This is a genomic window from Yaniella halotolerans DSM 15476 (assembly GCF_000420805.1).
GTDB lineage: Bacteria > Actinomycetota > Actinomycetes > Actinomycetales > Micrococcaceae > Yaniella > Yaniella halotolerans.
On sequence record NZ_ATVQ01000001.1, the window covers coordinates 932189 to 954338 of the forward strand.

Below are 22150 nucleotides of genomic sequence, written 5' to 3' on the forward strand. Positions count from 1 at the left end.
AGGAGATGGAGAAATTATGCACCACGACGTCACCATTGAGATCCCAGCCGGCTCTCGAGTCAAGTACGAAATCAACGAAAAGACCGGCCGTCTGCACTTGGACCGCGTGCTCTTCACGTCCATGGAATACCCAACTCACTACGGGTTTTTCGACAACACGCTGGGCGAAGACGGCGACCCGCTGGATGCTCTGGTGTACCTCCCGGGCTTCGATCTGCTACCAAACATCGTTGTTGAAGCGCGTCCCATCGGGATCTTTTCGATGACCGATGACGGCGGTGGTGACGATAAGGTGCTGTGTGTACCAAATGACCCTCGCTACGACCACATCAAAGAGCTCGAAGACATTGAGCAGTATCTGGTCAAAGAAATCGAGCACTTCTTCACCCGGTACAAAGACTTGGAACCCGGTAAATGGGTCAAAGCTGAAGGCTGGAAGGGCCGCGAAGCTGCCGAAGCTGAACTCCAAGCCTCGATCGATCGTTTTCAAGGCTAAAATCTCGAAAATCGGCTCGAACCAGGCCTCGTATCCGTCCGGTTTGAGGAATTTCGCGCTGGGGTAATATACAACTTCCAGTGTTCTCAGACCAGTAAACGCCGTAAGAATCCGTTCTTACGGCGTTTTACTGTATTTACGAGTAAAGAACTTGCCGTTGATTACGCCGCAGTCCCTCGCGCTAGGTGTTGGGTACGTGCAAGGATGGAAATATGTTTGTTTTGATGATGACTCAACGCTCTGCCGAACCAAGCGAACAGCAATTATCGTCGTTGCGGCACGACGTAGAGCAACGTTTGGGTATCGACTTCCCCGCTTCACGCGCCGCAGACCCTACGGCCTACAAACAGATTGTGGGCTCATCGCAACAACTCGTCGAAGTCGCCATGCACGCCATGCGGCTACAGGACTGGAATGTCGGTATTGGCGTCGGGGGTGTTGCCGAGAATAGTCAGGGCAGACTTGAAGGCTCCGGCGTGAAAGCCGCCGAATTGGCCCTTTCATTGGCATCGAAACAGGGCCAACTGGTGCCACTACGTATCGAGGCGGCAAAACCGCCACGTGGTGTCGACCCGACCCAGCTGGGCAAACATGCACAAAGCGTGTTGCAGCTGCTCGGACACATTGTATCCCGGCGTTCCGAGGCCGAATGGGCGGTCCTGGATCGGCTGGTCCCCGGTGTGCGCGGTCAGCAACGCAGAGTTGCCCAAGAACTGGGGATGACCGTCCAAGCCGTTTCCCAAGCGATCAAACGTTCCCTCTACAACACCGAGCACGACGTCCGTGCCACGGTGGGGCTGCTCTTAGACCAGACGGATTCAGCCGTCGCCATCCAGTCGAATAGTGGACTGTAGCTCCTAGTGGCGCTTAGAGGAGCGTGCGCATAGTGGCGCTTAGAGGAGCGTGCGCAGTACGGTAGCGAGTCCGCCGTCGTGTACAGTTCCGGTAATCTCGTCGGCAACCTGTTTGACCTCACGTGGTGCTTGGCCCATGGCCACCCCACGACCAGCCCATTCCAACATTTCGACGTCGTTAAACCCGTCACCGATGGCGACGGTGTCTTCCGGCTCGACGTGCAGAATCTGCCGTAGCGCTTCCAGGCCCGAGGCTTTCGAAACCCCAGCGCCGGCAACATCCAGCCAGGCGTTATACCCAACCGAGTATGTAATACCTTGCAGCCCCAGGGTTTCGATGGCCTCAGCAAATTCTTGTGTTGAGGAGTCCTGCGAGAACACCACGAGGCGTACCGCAGTGGTTTCTTGGAGTTCTTCAAACGTCACACCGGTAGCTTGTATTCCGAAGCTGAAGTCTTGGAAGCGTTCGGTCGAGAGGTATCGTCCGTTATCGTCTTCAATCGCGAACTTCGCCATCGGGATGCGCTCACTGAGCGCGTCCAGCACGGACGAGGGATCGAATGTACTGCGGGCGATGACTTCGAAACCTTCATCCAGTTTTGGATCCAGACGCAACGAGACGCCTCCATTGGAGCACACCGAGTAGCCGGAGTGGAGTCCGAGGTCGCGAGCGATCGGTAGGGTCGCGTGGAAGGCTCGTCCGGTGGCAATCAGCACGTGGTGGCCGGCTTCCATGACATTGATAATCTCGGCACGTACTTCTGGGTACATGTGGCCATCAAAGTCCACGATCGTTCCGTCTACGTCTAAACAGACCATCTTTTTGTTCATAATCACTAGTCAATCATGTTGGGCAACGTTGCGATGAACGCGAGGCGAACACACGCGAACGTGGCAGGAAATTTGGTCAAATTACTTCGCGACGACTGGCGATATCCCGTGGTTATTTGACGGGTTCGAGTACGGTTTTGCCGCCCATGTATGGCTGCAGCGCCGTGGGGACGTTGACTGAACCGTCAGCGTTCTGGTGGTTTTCCAAAATCGCAACCAGCCAGCGGGTCGTGGCCAACGTTCCGTTGAGGGTCGCTGCCATCCGTGTTCCGGCGCGTGAGCCGTCGTCGTTAAAGAGGCGTTGACGAACATTGTGACGACGCGTTTGGAACGTCGTGCAGTTCGAGGTCGACGTCAGTTCGCGGTAGTCCTGCTGAGTGGGGACCCATGCTTCACAGTCGAACTTGCGGGCGGCGGAAGGGCCGAGGTCGCCGGCGGCGGTATCGATCACCCGGTAGGGCACCTCGATCTTGGCCAGCATGTCTTCTTCCCACGCGAGTAGGCGTTCATGCTCAGCTTCGGCTTCCTCGACGGTGGTGTAGATAAACATTTCCAGTTTATTGAACTGGTGGACCCGGATGATGCCCCGGGTGTCTTTTCCAGCCGCTCCGGCTTCGCGTCGGTAGCAGGTCGAGTAACCAGCGAAACGGATGGGACCGTTACTGAAGTCGAGGATCTCGTCGGCATGGTAACCGGCCAGCGCCACTTCGGAAGTGCCGACCAGGTAGAGGTCATCCTTTTCGATGCGGTAGATCTCGTCGTCGTGCTCGACGTTGAATCCGGTACCGTTCATGGTTTCTGGGCGGACCAGAGTGGGCGTGATGATTGGGGTAAAACCGGCTTCGGCTGCTTGTGCCATGCCCATTTGGGTCAGTGCCATTTCAAGTTGGGCGCCTACGCCTTTGAGGAAGTAGAAGCGCGAACCCGAGACTTTGGCGCCGCGTTCCATATCGATGGCGCCCAACAGTTCGCCCAGCGCAAGGTGATCGCGAGGTTCAAAATCGAACTTCGGTACATCACCGATTTCTTTGAGCACGGCAAAATTGTCTTCGCCACCGGCTGGGATCCCTTCAACAATAAGGTTGGGGAAACGGTTGTTGAGGGCTTCAAGTTCTCGGGTGGCGGCATCGGCCTCAGCTTGGGCCGTTTTGACGTTAGCCGAAAGTTCTTTGACCGAACGCAACAGGGCTTGCTTCTCGTCTGCGGAGGCCTGGCCAATCTTTTTGGACACCACGTTTTGTTCGGCACGCAGGCGCTCAAAGGTTTGGAGTGCAGCACGGCGGTCGGCGTCAGCGGTGATGATCTGATCCACCAGTGACTCATCCTCTTCGCGTGCGCGCTGCGAGGCTCGGTATAGGTCAGGGTTTTCGGCAAGATGCTTTACGTCAATCACATCAATCAGCTTACCTGAGCCGGGTGTGACCTACACTTGGTGACATGAATCCGTTAACCACCGTGCTTATTGTGGTGTCTGTTTGCGCCATCATTGGGGCCATTGTGGCGATCGTTGCCTGGCGTAAAGCCAATATTCGTGTGACACGACTGCGGGATGTCAACCGGGAGCTTTCCGGTCAACTCACCCAAGCATATGAGTTGCCGCAAGTCGCCTCGCGGTTAGGCGTGTTGAACCACGTGGCGATGGTGTTTAACCCGGCGAAGGCTGCCGCCGACCAGGCACGTCCGTTGGTCACGCAGGCTTGCGCACTGTTTGGGCTCCCGGAGCCAAAATTTTATGAAACAGACCCTGAGGACTCTGGTTATGCGGCCACCCAGCGCGCGGTCCAAGACGGCGCCCAGCTGGTGGTCATCGCCGGCGGGGATGGCACGGTACGCGCTGCAGCAAAAGTTTTGTACAACACCGATGTGCAAATGGGAATCATCCCCACGGGCACGGGCAACCTGCTGGCCCGAAATCTCAAATTGCCGATCAACGATGTCCACTCGTGCATTTCCATTGCCTTTAACGGGCAATCGCGGGCCGTGGATGTCGTGTCCCTGGATATGTTGCACGACGACGACACCTGGGACAACCAGGTGTCAGTGGTGATTGCTGGCGCTGGTTACGACGCACAAATCATGCATTCAACGTCAGACCGCCTCAAGGCCGCCGCCGGATGGTTAGCCTACACCGAGGCGGGCGTGCGACATCTACGGGGCAAACGCCACGCGGTCACGGTGTCATCGGATGGCACGGAGCCCAAACGCTATCGAGTTCGTTCAGCCATGATTGCCAACTGCGGCTACCTGACCGGCGGCATCAATATGCTCCCCGATGCGGTCATTGACGACGGACTGCTGGACGTCGCACTGTTGGATCCGCGCCACCTAGTCGATTGGATTCAAGTCGCCAGTGCAGCCCTCACCACCAAGCGCAAGAGCCCGCGGGTTACGACATTTCAGGTGCGTACCTGCCGGATGGTGTTCGAAGAACCGCTCGTCGCCCAAATTGATGGCGATCCGATCCCGCAGATCAAAGAGGTCAAGGCCACGACCATTCCACTTTCGTTGCGCGTGCGGGTGCCGGTCGATCCCTCGCCCGACGCGGAATAGCTACCGGTCGAGAATGTTTTGCACCCAGGCCCGGCCGCGCTGATAGGCGTCGTCGGTGGTATAGGCCGGGATGGAATACGGGATAGGTTCGGCTCGCGGATACGACCCTATGAATCGCACACCCGGAAACATCCGGTAGAGCGCTGCCAGGGCCGCGCCAACGCGTTCTTCGCCCAGGTGACCCTCAAGATCGATCGAGAAAAAGTATTTGCCCAGGTATTCACCGGTGGGTCGGGATTCAATGCGCGATAGGTTGATGCCGCGGGTGGAAAACTGGTTCATAATTTGGACCAGCGCGCCCGGATGGTCCTCGGGCAGTGGTACGACCAGTGAGGTTTTATCGGACCCGGTGCGCTCGGGCAACGTGCCCGGCTGAGCGACCACAACGAATCGTGTGACGGCTCCGACGGTGTCTTCAATGCCTTCTGCGAGAATCGGCAGATCGAGTCCGCGCGCCAGATGTGGTGCACACACGGCAGCGTCATAGGCGGTTGAGTCGTCAAGTAAACCGCGAGCGCCTGCGGCCGTCGACGACGCCTGTACGAAGGCAGCCTGCGGGATATTTGCTTCAGCCCAGGTGCGGACCTGAGCCCACGCATGGGTATGGGTTGAGACGCTGGTCAGCTGATCGAGTTCTTGTGGCCCACCGGGACGTCCAACCAACATGAAACTAATGGGCACTAAAACTTCGCGAACAATATGGAGTTCATTGCCCGCCGCAATTTCGTCCAGGGTGGCAGAGACACCGCCCTCGACCGAATTTTCAATGGGGACGACGGCGGCGTCAACCTCGCCGCTGCGCACATGGTTCAGGGCTGTAATCACCGAACCGGCCGCGAGTTTTGTTGCTCCACGACCTTCTGGAACTCGCTGGAGGGCAGCTTCGGTGAATGTGCCTTCTGGACCAAGATACGCAAACGACTTCATGGCTGTTTACTGTACCCCGTATACTGCCTAGCGGACGATGGGGTCAGCGCCGGTTTCAGAGACCAAAGGTTTATCTGCCTCTAACCAGGCACCACACCCACCGGCGACGTTGAACGCGGAGTAGCCGTGCATTTCCATATACGGTGTGGCTCGTGCGGAGCGGCCACCGGTTCGGCAGATGACGTAGTAGTCCGTGTCCGGGTCGAGCTCTTCGATACGGACCGGCAGCTGATCCATCGGAATATTAATGGCCCCGGGAATGTGCCCGGCGTCGAATTCGTAGGGATCTCGAACGTCCAGAATGTGGGCGTCATCGGGTACTTCGTTTACGTTAAGGGTTTCAAAGTCACTCATGTGGCCATAATAAACCAACAAAACGCCCGGCTACCAGCAAAACCGGCCAGATTGAGCTCGTGGGCGTATAGGGTTAACGTATGACCGAAAATCATGCCATTGGCTCGTTGAGCGCGGTCGAACTGCGCGATGCGATTGCCGCCGGAACCTATACTGCCCGGCAAGTCACCGAACATTTTCTCTCCGTCATCAAGGCGAAAGCTGATTTGGGGGCTTTCATAACGGTGCATGACGACGCCGCCCTGGCTCGCGCCGATGAGCTCGATGCAAGGTATGCTTCCACCGGCGTGGTCGGGCCGTTACATGGCCTCCCGTTAGCCTTCAAAGACGCCGTGAACGTGGCCGGTATGGTCACTACTTTTGGCTCCAAGTTATTCGTCAATACTGCACCGCAAACCAGTGACGATCCCTTGTCACTCAATGCCAACACTTCAGGCGCTGTGCAGGTCGGCAAGACCACCATTCCCGAATTTGCCCTCTCGTGTCATTCAGATAATGACATTTCGGCTCCTGCCCGGAATCCACGGAGCCCAGAATTGACCGCGGGTGGCTCTTCCGGCGGTGCTGCTGCCGCGGTTGCCTCCGGCATGTTGCCGGTCGCCCCGGGTTCCGACGGCGGCGGATCGATCCGTATTCCTGCGGCCGCAACCGGCCTCATCGGCTTGAAACCTGGCCGTGGCACGGTCCCCTCCGACGATCAGACAGATCACGTCACCAACCTCACGGTCACCGGTCCCCTGGCACGCACCGTCGAAGACGCCGGCATGCTCATGGATGCGCTGGTCGACCCAACACAGCAGCAGGGTCGGTACATGACTGCGGCTCGCGAAGGTCAGGAATCCGCCGGGAATCTGTCGATTGGTTACACCACAGCCGCACCGTTTCAACCAGATTTAGAAATCACGCTCTCCCAGTCGGCCGTTCAAGCATTGACGCTTGCCGTGTCTCTATTGAGCAAAGAGGGCCTATCCATTGAGGAAATGGACTTTTCCTACCTGCCGGATTATCACAAGAACTTTCAAACCGTGTGGACCAATGGCCTCACCCGGATGCCACTGGCTGAAGGCGCCGAGGAACAGATGGAGTCGCTGGCCAAGGACTTCATACGCCAGGCTCGCTCGCGTACGCCCGAGCAGTACGAGGAAGCCGTCGAACGCCTGACCGACTGGGCACAAGATACCCGCCGCCAATTTGGGCAGTACGATATCGTCCTCACACCCGTTCTGGCATTCACTCCGCCGCCAGTGGGCACCTTCTCTGCCAAAGAGGCCCAGGAGGACTATGAGTATCAGTGCAAGTTCACGCCATACAGTTCCATGATCAATGTGCTGGGCCTCCCGGCGATTTCCGTGCCAATCAAAGACGACGAAAAGGGGATGTCCTGGTCGATTCAGGCCATCGGGCGCATCGGTGCCGAGGATCAACTGCTGCGACTCGGCGCCCGCCTCGAAACCCTGGTGGCGGAACGACGCTCAGCAGACTAATCGCACGTAACCACGATGGGCTCGCGTTCAGCGCGGGCCCATCTTCCTGCCCGGAAACTTCTGGTACCCGGGAACGTCGCTGGGGCGAATAATGTTCGCCACCACAGCAATTGTGATGGACCTTATTCTCGATGTTCCCATGCCAAACTATGCTGAGTGCCATGACTTCTGAACCAACTTCACCACAAACTCAAGCCTTTAGTGTCCTCGACGATGGAATGAATTTTCACACCCGGAAATGGGTTAAACCCGAGGACCTCAACGCCAACAGCACGCTCTTTGGCGGAGCGCTCCTCCGCTGGGTCGACGAAGAAGCCGCCATTTACGCTATTTTGCAGCTGGGAAATCACCGGGCCGTGACCAAAATGATGTCCGAAATCAATTTCATTTCTTCGGCCGTACAGGGCGACATGATCGAAATGGGACTCAAAGCAACCCATTTCGGAAGCACATCGCTAACGATGCGCGCAGAAGTGCGAAACATGATCACACGCAACCTGATATTGTCGATCGAAAAGATCGTCTTCGTTTCCTTGGATGAAGACGGCAAACCTCAACCACACGGCTACGACGACATCACGTATAACCGTGATCGGCTCCCAACCCGCTAATCACCCTCAGTGGATTAGCACCACACACTGACGGCTTCACTGTCATAAAGCAGTCGTTTTTCAGCAATTTCTACTGCTGAACCTCACTCGAAGCGTCACTTTATTACATGCTACGCTAGCGAAAATACAGCGTCTGAGTAGTAGCTCACAACGCGAGCAATTTCGTGGATTTCTCAACGGTTTAGATCCCGCTGAATCAATGCCACAAAACTGCAATGAGCGCGTAATAGCACCATCCTCGCATCGCACTTGACTACCGACACCATCCTTGATCTAGCATCTTGGAAAATTCACACTCTCGCACCACGGCACCGATGTTTGAGCGACCTCACGACCCATTCCGTGTATGACGAGTTCGCTATTCGCTGTGAACTATGCCAAGCTTATCTATGTTCAACAGAGAAGTTGAAGCTCACGAAAAGTGGATTTGACCAGGGCGCGCGCCGACAGAAAACCGGGACTGTGCAGCCAGTAGAAATCCTGCGTGAGCGCCCGACATGGTCTGAAAAAGCGGCCTACTCACTGTGACGGATTGTGGAATATCCCCGTTGCGGCTTGAGCCTATGCGAGAAGTCGGGCCGTAAGGCGCAACGTGCGCCGTGAATGGACGTTTGAGCGAAAGGACTACTGTGCCGCCTGCTTCGGAAGGCCAAGAAATACTCCAAATATCCATACCTGTCGTGGTGTTGCTGATTATCCTCTTTTACGGAGGAACCCTGCTCATCTCATATTTCATCAGCCGGAAAAAGGAGAACGCTGATGACTACATGACCGCTGGGAACAAGATCGGTTTTGGCGTCTCAGCCGCCTCTATGACGGCTACTTGGATTTGGGCGTCATCCATGTACGCTTCAGCTGAAGCTGGATATAACTATGGCGTCTCTGGACCCATCCATTATGGGTTCTGGGGCGCACTGATGATTCTCTTCATTTACCCCTTTGGTAAGCGCATCCGCAAGGTTGCACCAAGGGCACATACACTCGCGGAGGTCATGTACGCACGCCACGGGCGTTCTTCACAGTTGATGCTGGCTGGCTCCAATGTTCTGGGCTCAACCATTTCGCTGACCTCAAACTTTATTGCCGGCGGGGCGCTCTTTGCGATCCTGACGCCCTTGAATTTCGGCACTGGAATCGTGGTCGTTGCCGCTGGTGTGCTGCTATATACCCTGTGGTCCGGCTTCCGCGCCTCCGTCCTCACTGACTTCGTTCAGGTCATGGCAATGCTCGGCGCCACCGCCATCATTATCCCGGTGGTCTTCTTTGCCGCCGGTGGTCCGGACATGTTTGAAGCCGGCGTCGCGGCAGGCAACGTTACCCCTGAGCAGCAGAGCTTCTTCTCATCCGAGGCCTTCATGAATCAGGGTGCCCCGTATATCGCCGCTGTACTGGCGTATGCCATCGGTAACCAAACTATCGCCCAGCGTCTGTTCGCCGTGCGTGAGGATCTCATCAAGCCGACCTTCGTGACCGCCACTATTGGTTACGGTGCCACCATCATTGGTATCGGTATGTTCGGCGTCATCGCACTGTATGTGGGCATCGATCCACTCAATGGTGACCTCAACAGCCTGATCCCACAGATGGCCGGAACCTATCTCGGCCCAATCTTGCTGTGCCTCGCCTTTATTATGATCATTGGTTCGCTGTCGTCCACAGCAGACTCTGACCTATCTGCGCTGTCCTCAATTGTCATGGCAGATGTTTATGGCCAGGGCAAAGGTCGCGGTAAAGCGAATCCACGCACTATGCTCACCGTCGGTCGTGTGACCATGATCGTTGCCACCGCAGCAGCGCTCTATTTCGCGACGGCACAATTCAGTATTTTGGATCTGTTGGTGTTCGTCGGCGCTATGTGGGGTTGCCTGGTCTTCCCGGTCATCTCATCGTTCTACTGGAAGAAAGTCACCAACGCCGCCTTCTCCGTATCCGTAGTGGCTGCGCTGTTCGTATTCTTGCCGGTACGCTTCGAATGGATCCCCGTCGATGGCATCTTGGGCTATGGTGTCGAGATCCTGTCGATCATCGGCATCGGCGTCATTCTCGGCATCATGGGCTTCGGCTTCTTCGGTATGAAACCAGCACTGATCATCGCCACGGTCGGCATGGTTGCTGTGCTGCCATTCAGCTTTAACTACCTCAGTGACTACCCGGTTCTAAGCGCCTCGCTCGTGGCCTACGCTGTCAGCTTCCTGGTCTGCTACTTCATGTCCTTCCGCTCCAAGCAGGACTTCGACTACTCAGTCATCAAGAAGATTACCGGTGACTTCGATACCGAAGAGGACGAAGCACAGCTCGAACGCACAAATGTAGGCAACGCAGCTACTGACAAGCAAGGAGAATAATATGACCGTCGGTCTGACTATTTACATATTGATGTGGCCTGTCCTGGTGGCTACTGTCATGTTCGCCATCGCACGCGGCTTTTTCAAAGAGTGGCTTAAAGCCCGCCGTGAAGGACGCATGATTATCTAACACATATGTTCCACCCTGGAACAACACCCGCCCGGTGTCGAAGTCTTGTCTGACTTCGATCCCGGGCGGGTGTTCTATCTGTTCAAACAGTTCGAGTGCTTACGGAATTCTCACAGTGCCGTAGTTGAGCGCATCCCAGAAGTCACCACGAACATAACGGTGCTCAGGATCTGGGACGTAATCCCAGTGGCGAACTTTGCCCTGTTGCAACGAGTAGGCAACCAGACGACGTTGCTTCTGACTGTGCAGCACATCGGTTTCCAACTCTTCGAGGTTGTAGCGCGCTTCCACGTCTTTTCGCAGCTGCTGAGCGACGCTGACATAGTCATCGACTGCTGCGACGTTCTGCAGCTCGGAGGGGTCGGCTGCTAAATCAAACAGCTGGTCCGGATCTCCTGGGCACACAACATACTTATACTGACCGCGGATCAGCGTGATCTGCGGGGCGTGGGTACCTTCGGCCAGGTACTCGATGATGACGTCACGGTCCTCTGGCTCGGTTTTGCCAGCTGTTTCCTGGCGAGCGGACTCCAGTAACGACAGGCCGGCAACATCAGCCTGCGGTGCATCTGAGAGTTCCAAGAGGGTTGGCATGAGGTCAATCAACGAAACCGGGTTCGCGAATCGACCCTGCGGCACCAAATGATCCGGACCGTAAACGATCAGCGGAACACGAGATGACTCCTCATAGGGTGACATCTTGTACCAGAGGCCCTTTTCTCCCAGCATATCGCCGTGGTCACTGGTGACAACGATGACGGTGTTGTCGAGCAGGTTGAGCTCATCAAGCTTGGCCCGGATGCGTCCGACATGATCGTCGATGTAACTGACTGCCGCGTAATAGGAACGCCGGGCGTTTCGAACTTCTTCGATGCTCGGGTAACGCTGATCGAAACCACTCATGGCACGCAGGCGGTGGCTGTGCGGGTCCTGCTCGATGCTCGGAACGTCAGGGTGCAGTGGGTCTGGGATGTGATGGTCCTCGAAGCGCTCCCAGTGTTCTTTTGGTGGTTCGTAGGGATCGTGCGGGTGAATGAAACTGGTGACCATCAAAAACGGCACATCTTCACCGGCCGCCTGGTTGGCACGGACCCGATCGTTGAGGTGTCGAAGCGTGCGGAAACCAACTTCGTCATCGAAATCCTGCTGGACGGTAGCCTGCGACGGTCCGGCCGTGAAGACCGCATCGGCGTCGTGGTACCACTGCAGTCGCTGATCCATGGGGCGTTCCCACTCAGGAACCATATCGAGGTCTGCCGGATACACGTCGGTCGTCAAACGCTCTTCGAAACCGTGTTCCTGATCTGGACCGATGAAGTGCATCCGCCCGATCAGTGCCGTATGATAACCAACGGCGCGCAAATGGTGGGCAAACGTCGGCATTGATGCCGCAAAATCAGCACCGTTGTCGTAACAGCCAACGTCGGATGGCATCTGTCCGGTCATCATCGAGGCTCGCGATGGTGCACACAGTGGCGTGTTGCAATAGGCGCGATCAAAAACGGCACCGTCTTGCGCGAGCGCATCGATATGTGGGGTTTTTGCGGCCTCGTCCCCGTATGCGCCCAGTGCTTGGGCCGCCATTTGATCTGCTTGAATTACCACGATGTTAGGTTTCATGACAAAACCACCTTTCACGACATCCGATTGGAGAAATTGACTCATGAGTGCATGCTGTAGTCCGCAGCGCGGAGGCTCGTCCGCAGCTCACGACGACATACGAAGCACCAACTCGTCGAAAATTGTTGAAGCCTTGGCTGCTTTGGCCGAGACCGAATTGCGTATGGTTGGACTGCAGGGTGGCACATTTTTGATGGGCAGTGAAGCGCCCGAAGCCTACGCCGAAGATGGCGAGGGCCCCGTGCGAGAAGTCAGTGTTGCCCCGTTTGCTCTTGCTCCCACAACGGTTACCAATGCCGAATTTGCTGCGTTTGTGCTGGACACCGACCACCGCACAGATGCCGAACTGCACGGGAATTCGCTGGTTTTTTCCGGTCTGCTGTCTGAAGAGTTGCAGTCGAGCGCCCCAGCGGTTCGTGATGCGCCATGGTGGCGTCAAGTATCGGGAGCTACCTGGTTGTATCCTGCCGGTGACTCGACGTCCGTGCTTGAGCGTCCCGATCACCCGGTGACGCATGTGTCGCAACGCGATGCGATGGCCTACGCCGAGTGGGCGGGTGCCAGGTTGTTGACCGAGGCTGAATGGGAATTTGCTGCACGGGGTGGGTTGGAACAGCAACCTTTTCCGTGGGGCAGTATCCGTGAGCCCAATGGGATGCCTCGGATGAATACCTTCCCCGGCCAGTTTCCAGATCGTCCCGGCGCCCCCGTTGGAACCGTGGCAGCCACGAGTTTCGAACCCAATGGTTACGGGCTGCACAATATGACCGGCAACGTTTGGGAATGGACCTCGAGCCGATTCACTTCCGGCCAAGAGGTTGCGGTCCTTCGCGGAGGATCCTATATGTGCCACGCATCCTACTGTAGGCGATATCGTACTTCAGCGCGCAGCGGTGTGACCGCAGATACTTCGCTAGGGCACACCGGATTCAGGATCGGCCTGACCGCGAACTAAAGTTCGGGTCGGCCGACCCTGTACTCCGAGGAATTTATTCGGGTTTATCCGTTGTTCGGACCTCCGAGACCGGTATGGTTCCGGTCTCTGGGTCCCAACCGTCTTCCCATTCTCCGGTTTCGAAGTTGTAGCCGACCGGGTCACCATCTTCGTCGGTGCGCTGATACCAACCGGTGTAGTCATCATGTGCGGAATCAGTGGTTCCACCGGCGCCTTCACCGGGTTCTGTTGGTACAACCTTGATCGCAAAGTTGTCACCGTACTTATCCACGCCGTCAATGACGGCCTGACTAATGGCGTTATCCGCGTACCGGTAACGCAGTGCGTATGGGTCAGTACGGAGTTCTTTGATCCACGCCACGATGATGAGCAGCATGACAATCGCAAAGGGCACAGCAGTAATAATAACCAGCGATTGCAGGCCTTCCAGCGCTGTCTCATCACCGAGTATCAGCATGATGAACGCAATACCGCCCATGACCAATCCCCAGAAGACTACGATGCCCTTCGGGGGATCCTGTCGCCCGCGAGTCGTCAGAATACCCATCACCACGGAGGCGGAGTCCGCTGCTGTGATGAAGAAGATCGCCAGAATCACCATAATGACCAGTGGCAACCACTCGGCAAACGGCAAGTTATCGACCATGGTGAACAATACTTGCGGAGCGCCCATCTCCTCGTCGAAGCCGGGCTTACCTTCCGCTCGCATCCAAATGGCCGTTGCACCCATCACCCCGTACGCAACGAAGAGGAGCGATGATGGAATCAAAATGACGCCGAGAATAAACTGACGGATCGTCCTACCGCGCGAAATGCGTGCGATGAAGATACCGACGAATGGTGACCACGAGATCCACCAGGCCCAGTAATACACGGTCCAGGCAGACTGGAAGTCAATGGTCTCTTGGCCCCAAGCACCAGAACGTGCCATGAGGTCAAAGAATGAACCAATGTACTCTATGACCGCGGATGGCAGTAGGTTCAGCAAGAACAGTGTTGGGCCGAGGAAGAAGACCAGGGCAACGATACCGATCGTGAACACAATGTTGGTATTCGACAGATACCGAATGCCTCGGGCGACACCTGACACGGCAGAGATAATAAAACCGACCATCAGCACCGCAATAATGACAGCAAGTACCGTATTGGTAATTTCCGATACGCCGGTCACGATCGTGACGCCTTCACCGATCTGTAGCGCCGCGATACCAAGCGCTGCAGCAGTACCAAACAGGGTCGCAATAATAGCAAAAATGTCCACCAGACGACCTGCGAAACCATCAGTTTGGCGGGCGCCGAAGAGACGGCGGAAAATCGACGACATCAGCAGTGTACGGCCACGACGGTACGCGACATAGGCGACCGCACCACCCACGAGCGCATACATGGCCCATGCGTGGAAACCCCAGTGGAAGTAGGTTTGTGCCAGCGCAAACTGCATCGCCTCGGTAGATTCCGGTGCATTAGTCAACGGTGGAGGTGAGATGAAGTACGTGAGTGGTTCAGCTGGACCCCAGAACATCACACCGATACCAAGGCCAGCGGCAAAGAGCATCGCGACCCAGGAGAACGTGGAGAATTCGGGCTTCTCGCCGTCTTTACCTAACGGGATCCTGCCGTATCGGGTAAACGCGAGCGCCAAAAGGCTGAAGAGCACAATTGTAGCTACCGCGCTGAAGAGCCAGCTGAGGTTGGTGGTGACCCAACCATAGGCTGCGTTGGCGACGACGCCGACGTTTTCGGGGCTTATCAAACCCCAGATCACGAACCCTACGGCCAGCACACCGGCAACAGCAAAAACGATTTTATCGACGCTGTATTTACGACGCTGCTCATCCAGGCTGATCCCTGGAACCAGTGCGGGGTGCATGTTATGCGGATAGATTGGTCGGGAGTAATCCCATGATCCAACGGACTTTCCCGCTTGACGCCCCACGCGTTTGGCGTCCTCCTTTAAGCTGTCATCATCTGATGGCGGTCTTTCGGCCATGACGTAGCACCTCCAGCATGCTGTATCGACTGCTCGGTTATGAGTGAACGCATCTACACTAGCTCTATTCATTACCCCGTGGTAGCCGATATGAGCACGGGCACACTTCGCCTACTCCGCAGATCACTTGAGTTTGTCGATGAAGCGGCCGCCAAGTTTTGGTTCCGGAGGGTAGGCGGCCTCGAGGGTGTCCAAACGCGTGGGCTTATAGAGATGAGTGCGGTATTGCGAGAAAAGGCGGAAGCTTTCGTAACCACCCCAGGCACCAAATCCTGCAGCTCCGGTCGCATTGTGTGGCAGTGACGGCAAGGAAGCTTGCAGCACCGTCACGTTCATAACGGCAGCACCGGCGTTGATGCGGTGCATGAAATCTCGACGGATGCGTCGACGTTCCGAGAAGCCATAGGCTACCGGCGGGGTTGGCATGGAATTGGCGAGTTCCATGGCTTCGTCATACGTATCCACCACGAGAATCGGCAGGATGGGGCCAAGAATTTGTTCCTGCATGATCGCTGAGTTCGGGTCCACATCGGCCAGGATGGTGGGCGCGAGATATGCGGACTCGATATTGTATTTTCCACCGTGGACCAACCGCGCCGGAGTAGCGCCGACCGCACCCTTCATGGTCGCCTGGAGCAGGCCCACAAGGCGTTGCGTGTGATCCGGGGTGATCATCCGCCCGAACTGTTTTGCCTCCCCCGGATTCGGACCGTAGAAGTCTTCGACCGCGTCAATAATCGCATCTTGAACTTTCGTCGCCACGTCGTAGCCGACGGCGATCAGGTAGTCGGGGCTCACCAGACTCTGTCCGGCATTCGAGAATTTCCCGTAGGCGATCCGGCGGCCGATGGTTTTCCAATCGTGCCCGTCCACCACGATGACCGGAGACTTCCCACCGAGTTGCAGAGTGACAGGCGTGAGTTGCTCGGCAGCACGCTGATACACTCGCCGCCCAACCGCTTCGGAGCCCGAATAAAACAGATGATCAAGCTGTTGAGACGCGAGTTCGTCCAGTGCGCCTTCTCCCCCGGTCACCGTGACGATCGAGCGAGGGTTCAGGTATTCGGGCAAAATCGTGCCCAGCAGTTTTGCCGTTTTGGGGGCACGCATAGATGGTTTCAGCACCACACAGTTGCCAGCGGCGACCGCTCCCACCAGCGGTGCGAGCAGACTATAAAACGGGTGGGTCCAGTGTCCAATAATGCCAACGGTTCCCAATGGGCGGGCTTTGACCATGGCCTGTCCGGGACGTAGCGCCAACGGGATAGATCGTCGCCGATCAGGTTCCATCCAGTCAGTCAGATGCAGTATGGCGTGCGAGATCTCGTCTTTGACCGGGGTAAATTCGGTCTGATCAGTTTGAGCCGCGGATTTGCCGATATCTTGCCACAGGGCGTCCTGAATATCTTTCGAATAATCCTCAAAAAGTTCGCGCAAGCTCCGCAGCTGGTCCATGCGGAACGACCGGGCGTGGGTTGCCCGGGTGGCGGCAAAGGATCGCAGCTGGGCGATCCGGGTGGTCATCGACTCGTTGGGGCCTGTGGTCATGCACTCCAGGCTACGACAAATTCGTGGACCAATACTGGTGCCACCCTGAAGACGGTCAGCTAGACTTTGCCGCATGGCTGCTGCTTCGCGACGAAAAACGGTATGGGTATGGGTGATCGTACTGGCGGTCTTTGCCGGTGCAGTATGGGTTGCCGTCAGCACGATCCGTTCCAGTCTTCATCCGCTATCGGTCATTGAGGACCCGTTTCCACAAGAGGATCTCCGACCTGAAGGTTCCGAGGAAGAGCGCGGCCCCGTAAATTTCTTAGTGTTTGGGCAAGCCGCCTCGTCGAATCAGACGCTATCCATTTTCCATCTGGCCGATGGACGTCGTCGCATCGATATCCTCAATTTTCCGCAGGACGCCCACCTCGTGTCAGATTTGGATGATGTCGAAGGCACGCTGGTGGCCGTTGAGGAACTCACCGGTGCGCGCATGGAGCATGTGATGCTCTGGGATCTAGAATTTCTCACCGAACTGGACAGCACCGATATCACGGCCGAAGAGTTGACCGAACACCCCGAGGCACTCAGCGCCGATGACGTGTGGACCTCCGTGCTGCAAGAAGCCCTAGACACCCAAGATCCAGGGCAGTTACAGTCCATCGCGAGGTCGCTGACCCCCTATGTTGCTGCCGATGGGGGCCTGAACACGGGCCGCATTACGGATCTTGCGCGGTCACTTCGGCACGTCCCGGCCGCCAATATTGCCTCGTGCAAACTTCCCGCAGACATGACGCAGACGCAGCGTGCGGATTTGGTCGAATACTTTGCCACCGGACAACCCACCCAGTGCGCTGAACTCTTCTAGGCTCTCGCCCAGCCGTCCTAGCTGCGTTCTTCGGGCTAGCTGGCCTATTCGGGCAGAGTCATGAGGTGCTCAAGCATTTCGGCGACCCCATCGTCATCACACGCCGGCGCGACGACGTCGGCTTCGGCAAACAGGCCGGGATGCCCCGATTGCACCGCATAACTGGTGCCGGCCCAGCGCAGCATCTGCTCATCGTTGCGCTGATCTCCGAAGGCAACGACGTCATTGGCGTGAATTCCCATCGACGCCGCATAATCGGCCAGAGTAGAGGCCTTGTGAACGTCGCCACGGGAAATTTCCAGCAGGGAGATGCCAGGCGCCGAGTGGGTAACCTGCACACGATGCCCGAAATGGGCTCGCACCGTCATCAACAAGTCATCCGGATCGTGACCGTTGACCTTGACCATCAGTTTGACGACTTCGGGGTGTTCGGCCAGCCGATCGGTGATTTTCTCCGATTCGATCCAGCGAGACGACTGCACCGCAACGGAGTTCACCGGATCGGCGGTGATCGGCGGTGCCTCCTGAGCGGCACGGGCCCGAGCGCGCGAAGCCGAGGGAATGAATTCTGGTTCCATGATCAGCCCGGTGAGCGTTTCAGCACCGAAAATGGCACCCGAGTACAGACTGCGCAGCTCGTTGGTCACCTCGGTGACCAGATGCTGATCCATCGGATGCGCTTCCATGACGGTATCGGTGTTCATGTCATAGATAATCGCGCCGTTAGAAACAATCGCTGCACCCATTGGACCAAGGGTGGGGGCAAGGGCACTCATCCAGCGCATCGGGCGGCCGGTGACGAACGCGATCCGAATTCCAGCGGCATGCGCGGTGCTAAAGGCCGCCAGGGTCCGAGGCGAGACATATCCTGTGTGGGTTTGTGAGTACGGGATGATCGTCCCGTCTAAATCTGTGGCAATCAGTTGTGGCCTCACCAGCGGATGACCGATGGTGTCCCGCTCCACTTCGGCACCGTGAGGCGCCAAATGTTCTGGCATGCGCGCAGTCCTTTCCTTACCTAAGAATCGTAGCGTGATTTACCTGCAGAGGTGTCATTCGTTGGTAGAGTCTTGCTCCGAACGAATACCGCGTGTAGAGGAGCCAGTATGGCAGCATCATTCCGCAAGCGCTGGGGTCTCACCTGGGATATCCACGGCAATGGGAAAACCATCAACGCAGGCCAAGTTGTCAAACCCTACGAACGGATGGCCTGGCCCCAGACGATCGGTATTGGACTCCAGCACGTGATGGCCATGTTCGGCTCAACCGTACTGGTACCGGCGCTCACCGGCTTCCCACCGACGGCGGCGCTGTTTTTCTCAGGTGTTGGCACACTCTTATTCCTGCTCATCACCAAGGGCAAGGTCCCAAGTTACCTGGGCTCCTCCTTCGCGTTCATCGCCCCCATGGTGGCGGCCACGTCGATGCATTCAATGGCGGTTGCCTCGGGCGGCATCATCATTACCGGGCTCGCACTGGCGATTGTCGGGTTCATTGTCCACAAGGCGGGCACCCGTTGGATTCACGCGGTGATGCCGCCGGTGGTCATGGGAACAATTCTGGCGTTGATCGGTCTCAACCTGGCAGGGGCAACAACCGACGGGATGGTCGAGGTTCCGCTCACGACCTTCGGGACCACGGCCGCCGTCATCATTACCGCGGTGCTATTCCGTGGTTTCTTGGGGCGGTTATCCATTCTGCTGGGTATTGTGGTCGGCTACTTGCTGGCGCTGGCTCAGGACCAGATCGATTTCCAGCCGGTCGCCGAGGCTTCTTGGATAGGGCTACCCGCGTTTCACGCCCCGAAATTTGAGTTCGACGTCCTGTTTTTATTCTTGCCGGTGGTCTTCGTCCTGGTTGCCGAAAACATTGGTCACGTCCGCACGGTCGGTCTGATGACTCGCAGCAATCTGGACCCCCATAATGGCCGTGCGCTGATTGCCGACGGTATCGCTACGATGGTCTCGGGTTCGGGCGGTGGCGTTGGTACCACCACGTATGCGGAAAACATCGGGGTCATGGCATCGTCGCGTATCTATTCAACCGCGGCCTACTGGGTCGCGGGCATCGTGGCCATGAGCCTGGCGTTTTTCCCAAAGTTTGGTGCACTCATCGCCACAATCCCCATGGGTGTTGCAGCGGGCGCCGGCATCATTCTCTACGGCATGATCGGCATTATGGGCGCTCGCATATGGGTCAATAATGAAGTCGATTTTTCAAACACGATCAACCTGATGGCTGCTGGCTCTGGCCTCATCATCGCCATTGCGGATCCGGTGGTTGAAGTCGCCGGTATGCAGTTCGGCGGCATCGCGATGGGCACGCTGGCCGCACTGGGGATCTACCATCTGATGACGGCAATTGCCCGTTGGCGCGATACCGAACCCATCGAAGAAGACGATTTCGAGGCGGTCGAACCCGGACGCATCGGGTAAGCACCAAATCTTCCGGGCTAGCGGCTCGACCGCGGTCGCCGCCCCTTGGTAACTCCGATGAAGTCTTGAATGAGCTCCGAGTCGGCAGCTCTGCGCCAGGCCAAGCCCGTTTCCCACCCCGGATGTAGCGAGGTTGGGAGCACGACGACGTCCTTTTGCCCAAACATACGCGCCACGGAGGCCGGCAGCACCGTATACCCAGAACCGGTTGCCGCCAACTGAATGGCCATCCGCTCCCCTGCCCCGACCTGTTCGGGAGCATCTAGCGGATCATCCACCGGCTCCGAAGCGTGGTCTTGCGGGTCCCAGAACGTTTCACCGGCCACATCCTCGGCGCCGACCTGGCCGTCGTCCTCGGCCCAGGCCGCCAAAAGGTGATCTTCGGACACCACGATCACCGGTCGCTCCTCATAGAGCCGCACCAGATGTAGCTCGTCAGGGTTTAATCCGTGGTCGGCTACGAGCTGTTGCCAGGTTTGATCAGCGCGCCAGCGAATATACCCCAACTGCGGCAGATACCGGGGTGGATCGTGGGACTGCAGAAACAGCGTTTGGGAATGTTCATCCTGATTCACCAACTCCACGTTGGAACCGCGGGCGGAAAACCGATGCACCCACTTGGATGGGGTCGCACCCGGGATGGTGGATAGAAACAGTGTCTCGACGGCCTGGTTGCTCATGGTGTTCCACTTTAATGCACCGAACCCCGTTAAACGCGAACACCGCCCGGTCGATCATCTTGGACCAACCGGGCGGTGTCAGGTCTCTAAAGCTTAGGCTTCTTCTTCATCTTTGGTGAAGGAAACGTCGAGAGTAATGCGCACCTTATCGGAAACCAGGAAGCCACCAGCTTCGAGAGCAGCGTTCCAGGTCAGGCCGAACTCTTCACGTGAGATGTCGGTTGAGGCTTCGAAACCTGCGCGGGTCAAACCAAATGGGTCAACGGTCTGGCCACCGAATTCACCCTTGAAATTGACAGCCTTGGTCACCCCACGAATCGTGAGGTTGCCGTTCAGGTCGAATGACTCACCATCGAAGTTCGCTACCTCAAGGGATTCAAACTTCAGCTGCGGGTGGTTTGCCGCGTCGAAGAAGTCTTCGCTGCGCAAGTGTTCGTCGCGGCCTTCGTTGCGGGTATCGACGGAGTCTGCCTGGACGGTTGCTTCCACAACGGAGCCATTCAGGTCGCCGGTAAAGGTTGCGGTACCGGAGAATTCTTCGAAAGTACCACGAACGCGCGAGATGCCAGCGTGACGAACGCTAAACATTGCTTCTGAGTGTGATGCGTCGAGAGTCCATTTGCCAGCTGAAATGTTAGCCATATACGTTTTCCTCCATTGAGTTGATGTGCGGTGCCACTACCTTTTCGCATGAGCACCATCTACTGCTGTACAACGTGTTCCAACACCAAACTATTCCAGATTTGAAATACTTTGTCGACTTTGCCGTCTCAGCCAACGGTAAACCGCCGGGCTGAACACTGGGTTACAGCGCGCTGACGCGGGCCTTCACGGAAATTGGTACGTTAACGAATATGACAATCGAGCAATTATCCGATTCCACCCAGGACTACTTGAAGGCGATTTGGCTGGCCGGCGAGTGGTCGGATGAACCAGTGACGGCCACGGTGGTTTCGCGGCGGGTAGGGGTGACACTCTCGACGACGTCGGATGCCCTGCGTCGGCTGCGGCGCTCCGGACTCATTGACCACGCCCCCTACGGTTCAATTGCCCTGACGGCCGCCGGTCGCGCTCATGCCGTCGACATGGTGCGTCGTCATCGGCTCATTGAAACCTTTTTGGTTCAGGCGCTGGACTACACCTGGGATCAGGTGCATAAGGAAGCCGAGATTCTCGAACATGCGGTTTCCGAGTTTATGGTCGACAAGATTGCCGAGTATTTGGGCCACCCAGACAGAGACCCCCACGGGGACCCGATTCCCGCAGCAGACGGGAGTGTCGAACGATTGACCGCTATCTCGTTGACGAACCTCGGCGTTGGCATTTCGGCTTCGATTGAGCGGATTTCGGATGACGATCCGACCCTGCTGCAGTACTTCGCCTCGCACGGGGTCGCCCACGGCACGGTCATCAAACTGGCCGAGGGCGCACCGTTTTCGGATACCGTCACGCTGATCGCCCCGGATGCCCACCTGACGTTAGGCCCGGCTGCGCTCGACGCCGTCTGGGTCACGCCCGTCTAGGTATTC

Annotated in this window: 21 protein-coding genes; 11 read left to right on the forward strand and 10 right to left on the reverse strand. The window is 57.1% G+C overall.

What is annotated here, in order from left to right:
- Positions 1 to 16 precede the first annotated feature (16 nt).
- Together G583_RS0104495 and G583_RS14335 are read left to right on the forward strand one after the other, a co-directional pair.
- Positions 17 to 496 (forward strand): inorganic diphosphatase, encoded by a 480-nt coding sequence (locus G583_RS0104495; protein WP_022869999.1) that lies wholly within the window; start codon positions 17 to 19, stop codon positions 494 to 496.
- Positions 497 to 708: 212 nt separating this feature from the next.
- Positions 709 to 1350: a hypothetical protein gene (locus G583_RS14335; protein ID WP_022870000.1), complete on the forward strand. Its 642-nt coding sequence runs from the start codon at positions 709 to 711 to the stop codon at positions 1348 to 1350.
- Between the two features lie 39 nt (positions 1351 to 1389).
- Here the strand turns inward: G583_RS14335 and G583_RS0104505 are convergent, their stop codons facing one another.
- Positions 1390 to 2181 (reverse strand): Cof-type HAD-IIB family hydrolase, encoded by a 792-nt coding sequence (locus G583_RS0104505; RefSeq protein ID WP_029629259.1) that lies wholly within the window; start codon positions 2179 to 2181, stop codon positions 1390 to 1392.
- Between the two features lie 112 nt (positions 2182 to 2293).
- Positions 2294 to 3574, reverse strand: a complete 1281-nt coding sequence (gene serS, locus G583_RS0104510) for a serine--tRNA ligase (RefSeq protein WP_022870002.1) — start codon at positions 3572 to 3574, stop codon at positions 2294 to 2296.
- Positions 3575 to 3618: 44 nt separating this feature from the next.
- On the opposite strand from serS, the gene G583_RS14340 reads away from it, so the two are divergent.
- Positions 3619 to 4731: a diacylglycerol/lipid kinase family protein gene (locus tag G583_RS14340; protein ID WP_022870003.1), complete on the forward strand. Its 1113-nt coding sequence runs from the start codon at positions 3619 to 3621 to the stop codon at positions 4729 to 4731.
- Here G583_RS14340 and pheA read toward each other — a convergent pair whose 3' ends face one another.
- Both pheA and G583_RS0104525 read right to left on the reverse strand, forming a co-directional pair.
- Positions 4732 to 5658: a prephenate dehydratase gene (gene pheA, locus G583_RS0104520; RefSeq protein WP_022870004.1), complete on the reverse strand. Its 927-nt coding sequence runs from the start codon at positions 5656 to 5658 to the stop codon at positions 4732 to 4734. It lies immediately after the preceding gene.
- Positions 5659 to 5685: 27 nt separating this feature from the next.
- Positions 5686 to 6012 carry a rhodanese-like domain-containing protein gene (locus G583_RS0104525; protein ID WP_022870005.1) on the reverse strand — a complete coding sequence of 109 codons (327 nt, stop codon included), beginning with the start codon at positions 6010 to 6012 and terminating at the stop codon, positions 5686 to 5688.
- Between the two features lie 80 nt (positions 6013 to 6092).
- Between G583_RS0104525 and G583_RS0104530 the strand changes: the two genes are divergently transcribed.
- The 4 genes from G583_RS0104530 to G583_RS16815 all read left to right on the forward strand — a co-directional run bounded on the left by G583_RS0104530 (position 6093) and on the right by G583_RS16815 (position 10582).
- Positions 6093 to 7496 (forward strand): amidase, encoded by a 1404-nt coding sequence (locus tag G583_RS0104530; protein WP_022870006.1) that lies wholly within the window; start codon positions 6093 to 6095, stop codon positions 7494 to 7496.
- Between the two features lie 161 nt (positions 7497 to 7657).
- Positions 7658 to 8107, forward strand: a complete 450-nt coding sequence (locus tag G583_RS0104535) for an acyl-CoA thioesterase (protein ID WP_084677294.1) — start codon at positions 7658 to 7660, stop codon at positions 8105 to 8107.
- A gap of 629 nt (positions 8108 to 8736) precedes the next feature.
- The gene (locus G583_RS0104540) at positions 8737 to 10452 is read left to right on the forward strand and encodes a sodium:solute symporter family protein (protein ID WP_022870008.1); all 1716 of its coding nucleotides are present in this window, start codon (positions 8737 to 8739) and stop codon (positions 10450 to 10452) included.
- Position 10453: 1 nt separating this feature from the next.
- A complete protein-coding gene (locus tag G583_RS16815) occupies positions 10454 to 10582 on the forward strand; it encodes a putative transporter small subunit (RefSeq protein ID WP_022870009.1) in 129 nt (42 codons plus the stop codon).
- A 99-nt stretch (positions 10583 to 10681) separates the two neighbouring features.
- Here the strand turns inward: G583_RS16815 and betC are convergent, their stop codons facing one another.
- Positions 10682 to 12202 carry a choline-sulfatase gene (betC, locus tag G583_RS0104550; RefSeq protein WP_029629262.1) on the reverse strand — a complete coding sequence of 507 codons (1521 nt, stop codon included), beginning with the start codon at positions 12200 to 12202 and terminating at the stop codon, positions 10682 to 10684.
- 43 nt (positions 12203 to 12245) lie between these two features.
- On the opposite strand from betC, the gene G583_RS14345 reads away from it, so the two are divergent.
- A complete protein-coding gene (locus tag G583_RS14345) occupies positions 12246 to 13157 on the forward strand; it encodes a formylglycine-generating enzyme family protein (RefSeq protein ID WP_022870011.1) in 912 nt (303 codons plus the stop codon).
- A 34-nt stretch (positions 13158 to 13191) separates the two neighbouring features.
- On the opposite strand, the gene G583_RS14350 is transcribed toward G583_RS14345, so the two are convergent.
- Positions 13192 to 15147 (reverse strand): BCCT family transporter, encoded by a 1956-nt coding sequence (locus tag G583_RS14350; protein ID WP_022870012.1) that lies wholly within the window; start codon positions 15145 to 15147, stop codon positions 13192 to 13194.
- A gap of 123 nt (positions 15148 to 15270) precedes the next feature.
- Entirely contained in the window at positions 15271 to 16695 is a 1425-nt protein-coding gene (locus G583_RS0104565) for an aldehyde dehydrogenase family protein (RefSeq protein ID WP_022870013.1), read from the reverse strand.
- Positions 16696 to 16768: 73 nt separating this feature from the next.
- Between G583_RS0104565 and G583_RS0104570 the strand changes: the two genes are divergently transcribed.
- On the forward strand, positions 16769 to 17506 hold the full coding sequence (locus tag G583_RS0104570; RefSeq protein ID WP_022870014.1) for a hypothetical protein: 738 nt from the start codon (positions 16769 to 16771) through the stop codon (positions 17504 to 17506).
- 44 nt (positions 17507 to 17550) lie between these two features.
- Here G583_RS0104570 and G583_RS0104575 read toward each other — a convergent pair whose 3' ends face one another.
- Positions 17551 to 18504, reverse strand: a complete 954-nt coding sequence (locus G583_RS0104575; protein WP_022870015.1) for an HAD family hydrolase — start codon at positions 18502 to 18504, stop codon at positions 17551 to 17553.
- A 108-nt stretch (positions 18505 to 18612) separates the two neighbouring features.
- Between G583_RS0104575 and G583_RS0104580 the strand changes: the two genes are divergently transcribed.
- Complete coding sequence (locus G583_RS0104580; RefSeq protein ID WP_022870016.1) at positions 18613 to 19941, forward strand: uracil-xanthine permease family protein; 1329 nt, start codon at positions 18613 to 18615, stop codon at positions 19939 to 19941.
- Positions 19942 to 19958: 17 nt separating this feature from the next.
- On the opposite strand, the gene G583_RS14355 is transcribed toward G583_RS0104580, so the two are convergent.
- Entirely contained in the window at positions 19959 to 20621 is a 663-nt protein-coding gene (locus tag G583_RS14355; RefSeq protein WP_022870017.1) for a LysR substrate-binding domain-containing protein, read from the reverse strand.
- 93 nt (positions 20622 to 20714) lie between these two features.
- Positions 20715 to 21263 (reverse strand): YceI family protein, encoded by a 549-nt coding sequence (locus tag G583_RS0104590; protein WP_022870018.1) that lies wholly within the window; start codon positions 21261 to 21263, stop codon positions 20715 to 20717.
- Between the two features lie 212 nt (positions 21264 to 21475).
- Here G583_RS0104590 and G583_RS0104600 point away from each other — a divergent pair, with 212 nt between their 5' ends.
- On the forward strand, positions 21476 to 22144 hold the full coding sequence (locus tag G583_RS0104600; protein ID WP_022870020.1) for a metal-dependent transcriptional regulator: 669 nt from the start codon (positions 21476 to 21478) through the stop codon (positions 22142 to 22144).
- Positions 22145 to 22150: the final 6 nt, after the last annotated feature.

Coding starts and splice junctions, on each gene's coding strand:
- G583_RS0104505 (WP_029629259.1), bottom strand. CDS start 2,181: ATGAACAAAAAGATGGTCTGTTTAGACGTAGACGGAACGATCGTGGAC.
- G583_RS0104600 (WP_022870020.1), top strand. CDS start 21,476: ATGACAATCGAGCAATTATCCGATTCCACCCAGGACTACTTGAAGGCG.
- G583_RS16815 (WP_022870009.1), top strand. CDS start 10,454: ATGACCGTCGGTCTGACTATTTACATATTGATGTGGCCTGTCCTGGTG.
- G583_RS14355 (WP_022870017.1), bottom strand. CDS start 20,621: ATGAGCAACCAGGCCGTCGAGACACTGTTTCTATCCACCATCCCGGGT.
- G583_RS0104575 (WP_022870015.1), bottom strand. CDS start 18,504: ATGCCAGAACATTTGGCGCCTCACGGTGCCGAAGTGGAGCGGGACACC.
- G583_RS0104590 (WP_022870018.1), bottom strand. CDS start 21,263: ATGGCTAACATTTCAGCTGGCAAATGGACTCTCGACGCATCACACTCA.
- betC (WP_029629262.1), bottom strand. CDS start 12,202: ATGAAACCTAACATCGTGGTAATTCAAGCAGATCAAATGGCGGCCCAA.
- G583_RS0104495 (WP_022869999.1), top strand. CDS start 17: ATGCACCACGACGTCACCATTGAGATCCCAGCCGGCTCTCGAGTCAAG.
- G583_RS14345 (WP_022870011.1), top strand. CDS start 12,246: ATGAGTGCATGCTGTAGTCCGCAGCGCGGAGGCTCGTCCGCAGCTCAC.
- G583_RS0104530 (WP_022870006.1), top strand. CDS start 6,093: ATGACCGAAAATCATGCCATTGGCTCGTTGAGCGCGGTCGAACTGCGC.
- G583_RS0104580 (WP_022870016.1), top strand. CDS start 18,613: ATGGCAGCATCATTCCGCAAGCGCTGGGGTCTCACCTGGGATATCCAC.
- G583_RS14350 (WP_022870012.1), bottom strand. CDS start 15,147: ATGGCCGAAAGACCGCCATCAGATGATGACAGCTTAAAGGAGGACGCC.
- G583_RS14335 (WP_022870000.1), top strand. CDS start 709: ATGTTTGTTTTGATGATGACTCAACGCTCTGCCGAACCAAGCGAACAG.
- G583_RS0104570 (WP_022870014.1), top strand. CDS start 16,769: ATGGCTGCTGCTTCGCGACGAAAAACGGTATGGGTATGGGTGATCGTA.
- G583_RS0104565 (WP_022870013.1), bottom strand. CDS start 16,695: ATGACCACAGGCCCCAACGAGTCGATGACCACCCGGATCGCCCAGCTG.
- G583_RS0104525 (WP_022870005.1), bottom strand. CDS start 6,012: ATGAGTGACTTTGAAACCCTTAACGTAAACGAAGTACCCGATGACGCC.
- G583_RS0104535 (WP_084677294.1), top strand. CDS start 7,658: ATGACTTCTGAACCAACTTCACCACAAACTCAAGCCTTTAGTGTCCTC.
- pheA (WP_022870004.1), bottom strand. CDS start 5,658: ATGAAGTCGTTTGCGTATCTTGGTCCAGAAGGCACATTCACCGAAGCT.
- G583_RS14340 (WP_022870003.1), top strand. CDS start 3,619: ATGAATCCGTTAACCACCGTGCTTATTGTGGTGTCTGTTTGCGCCATC.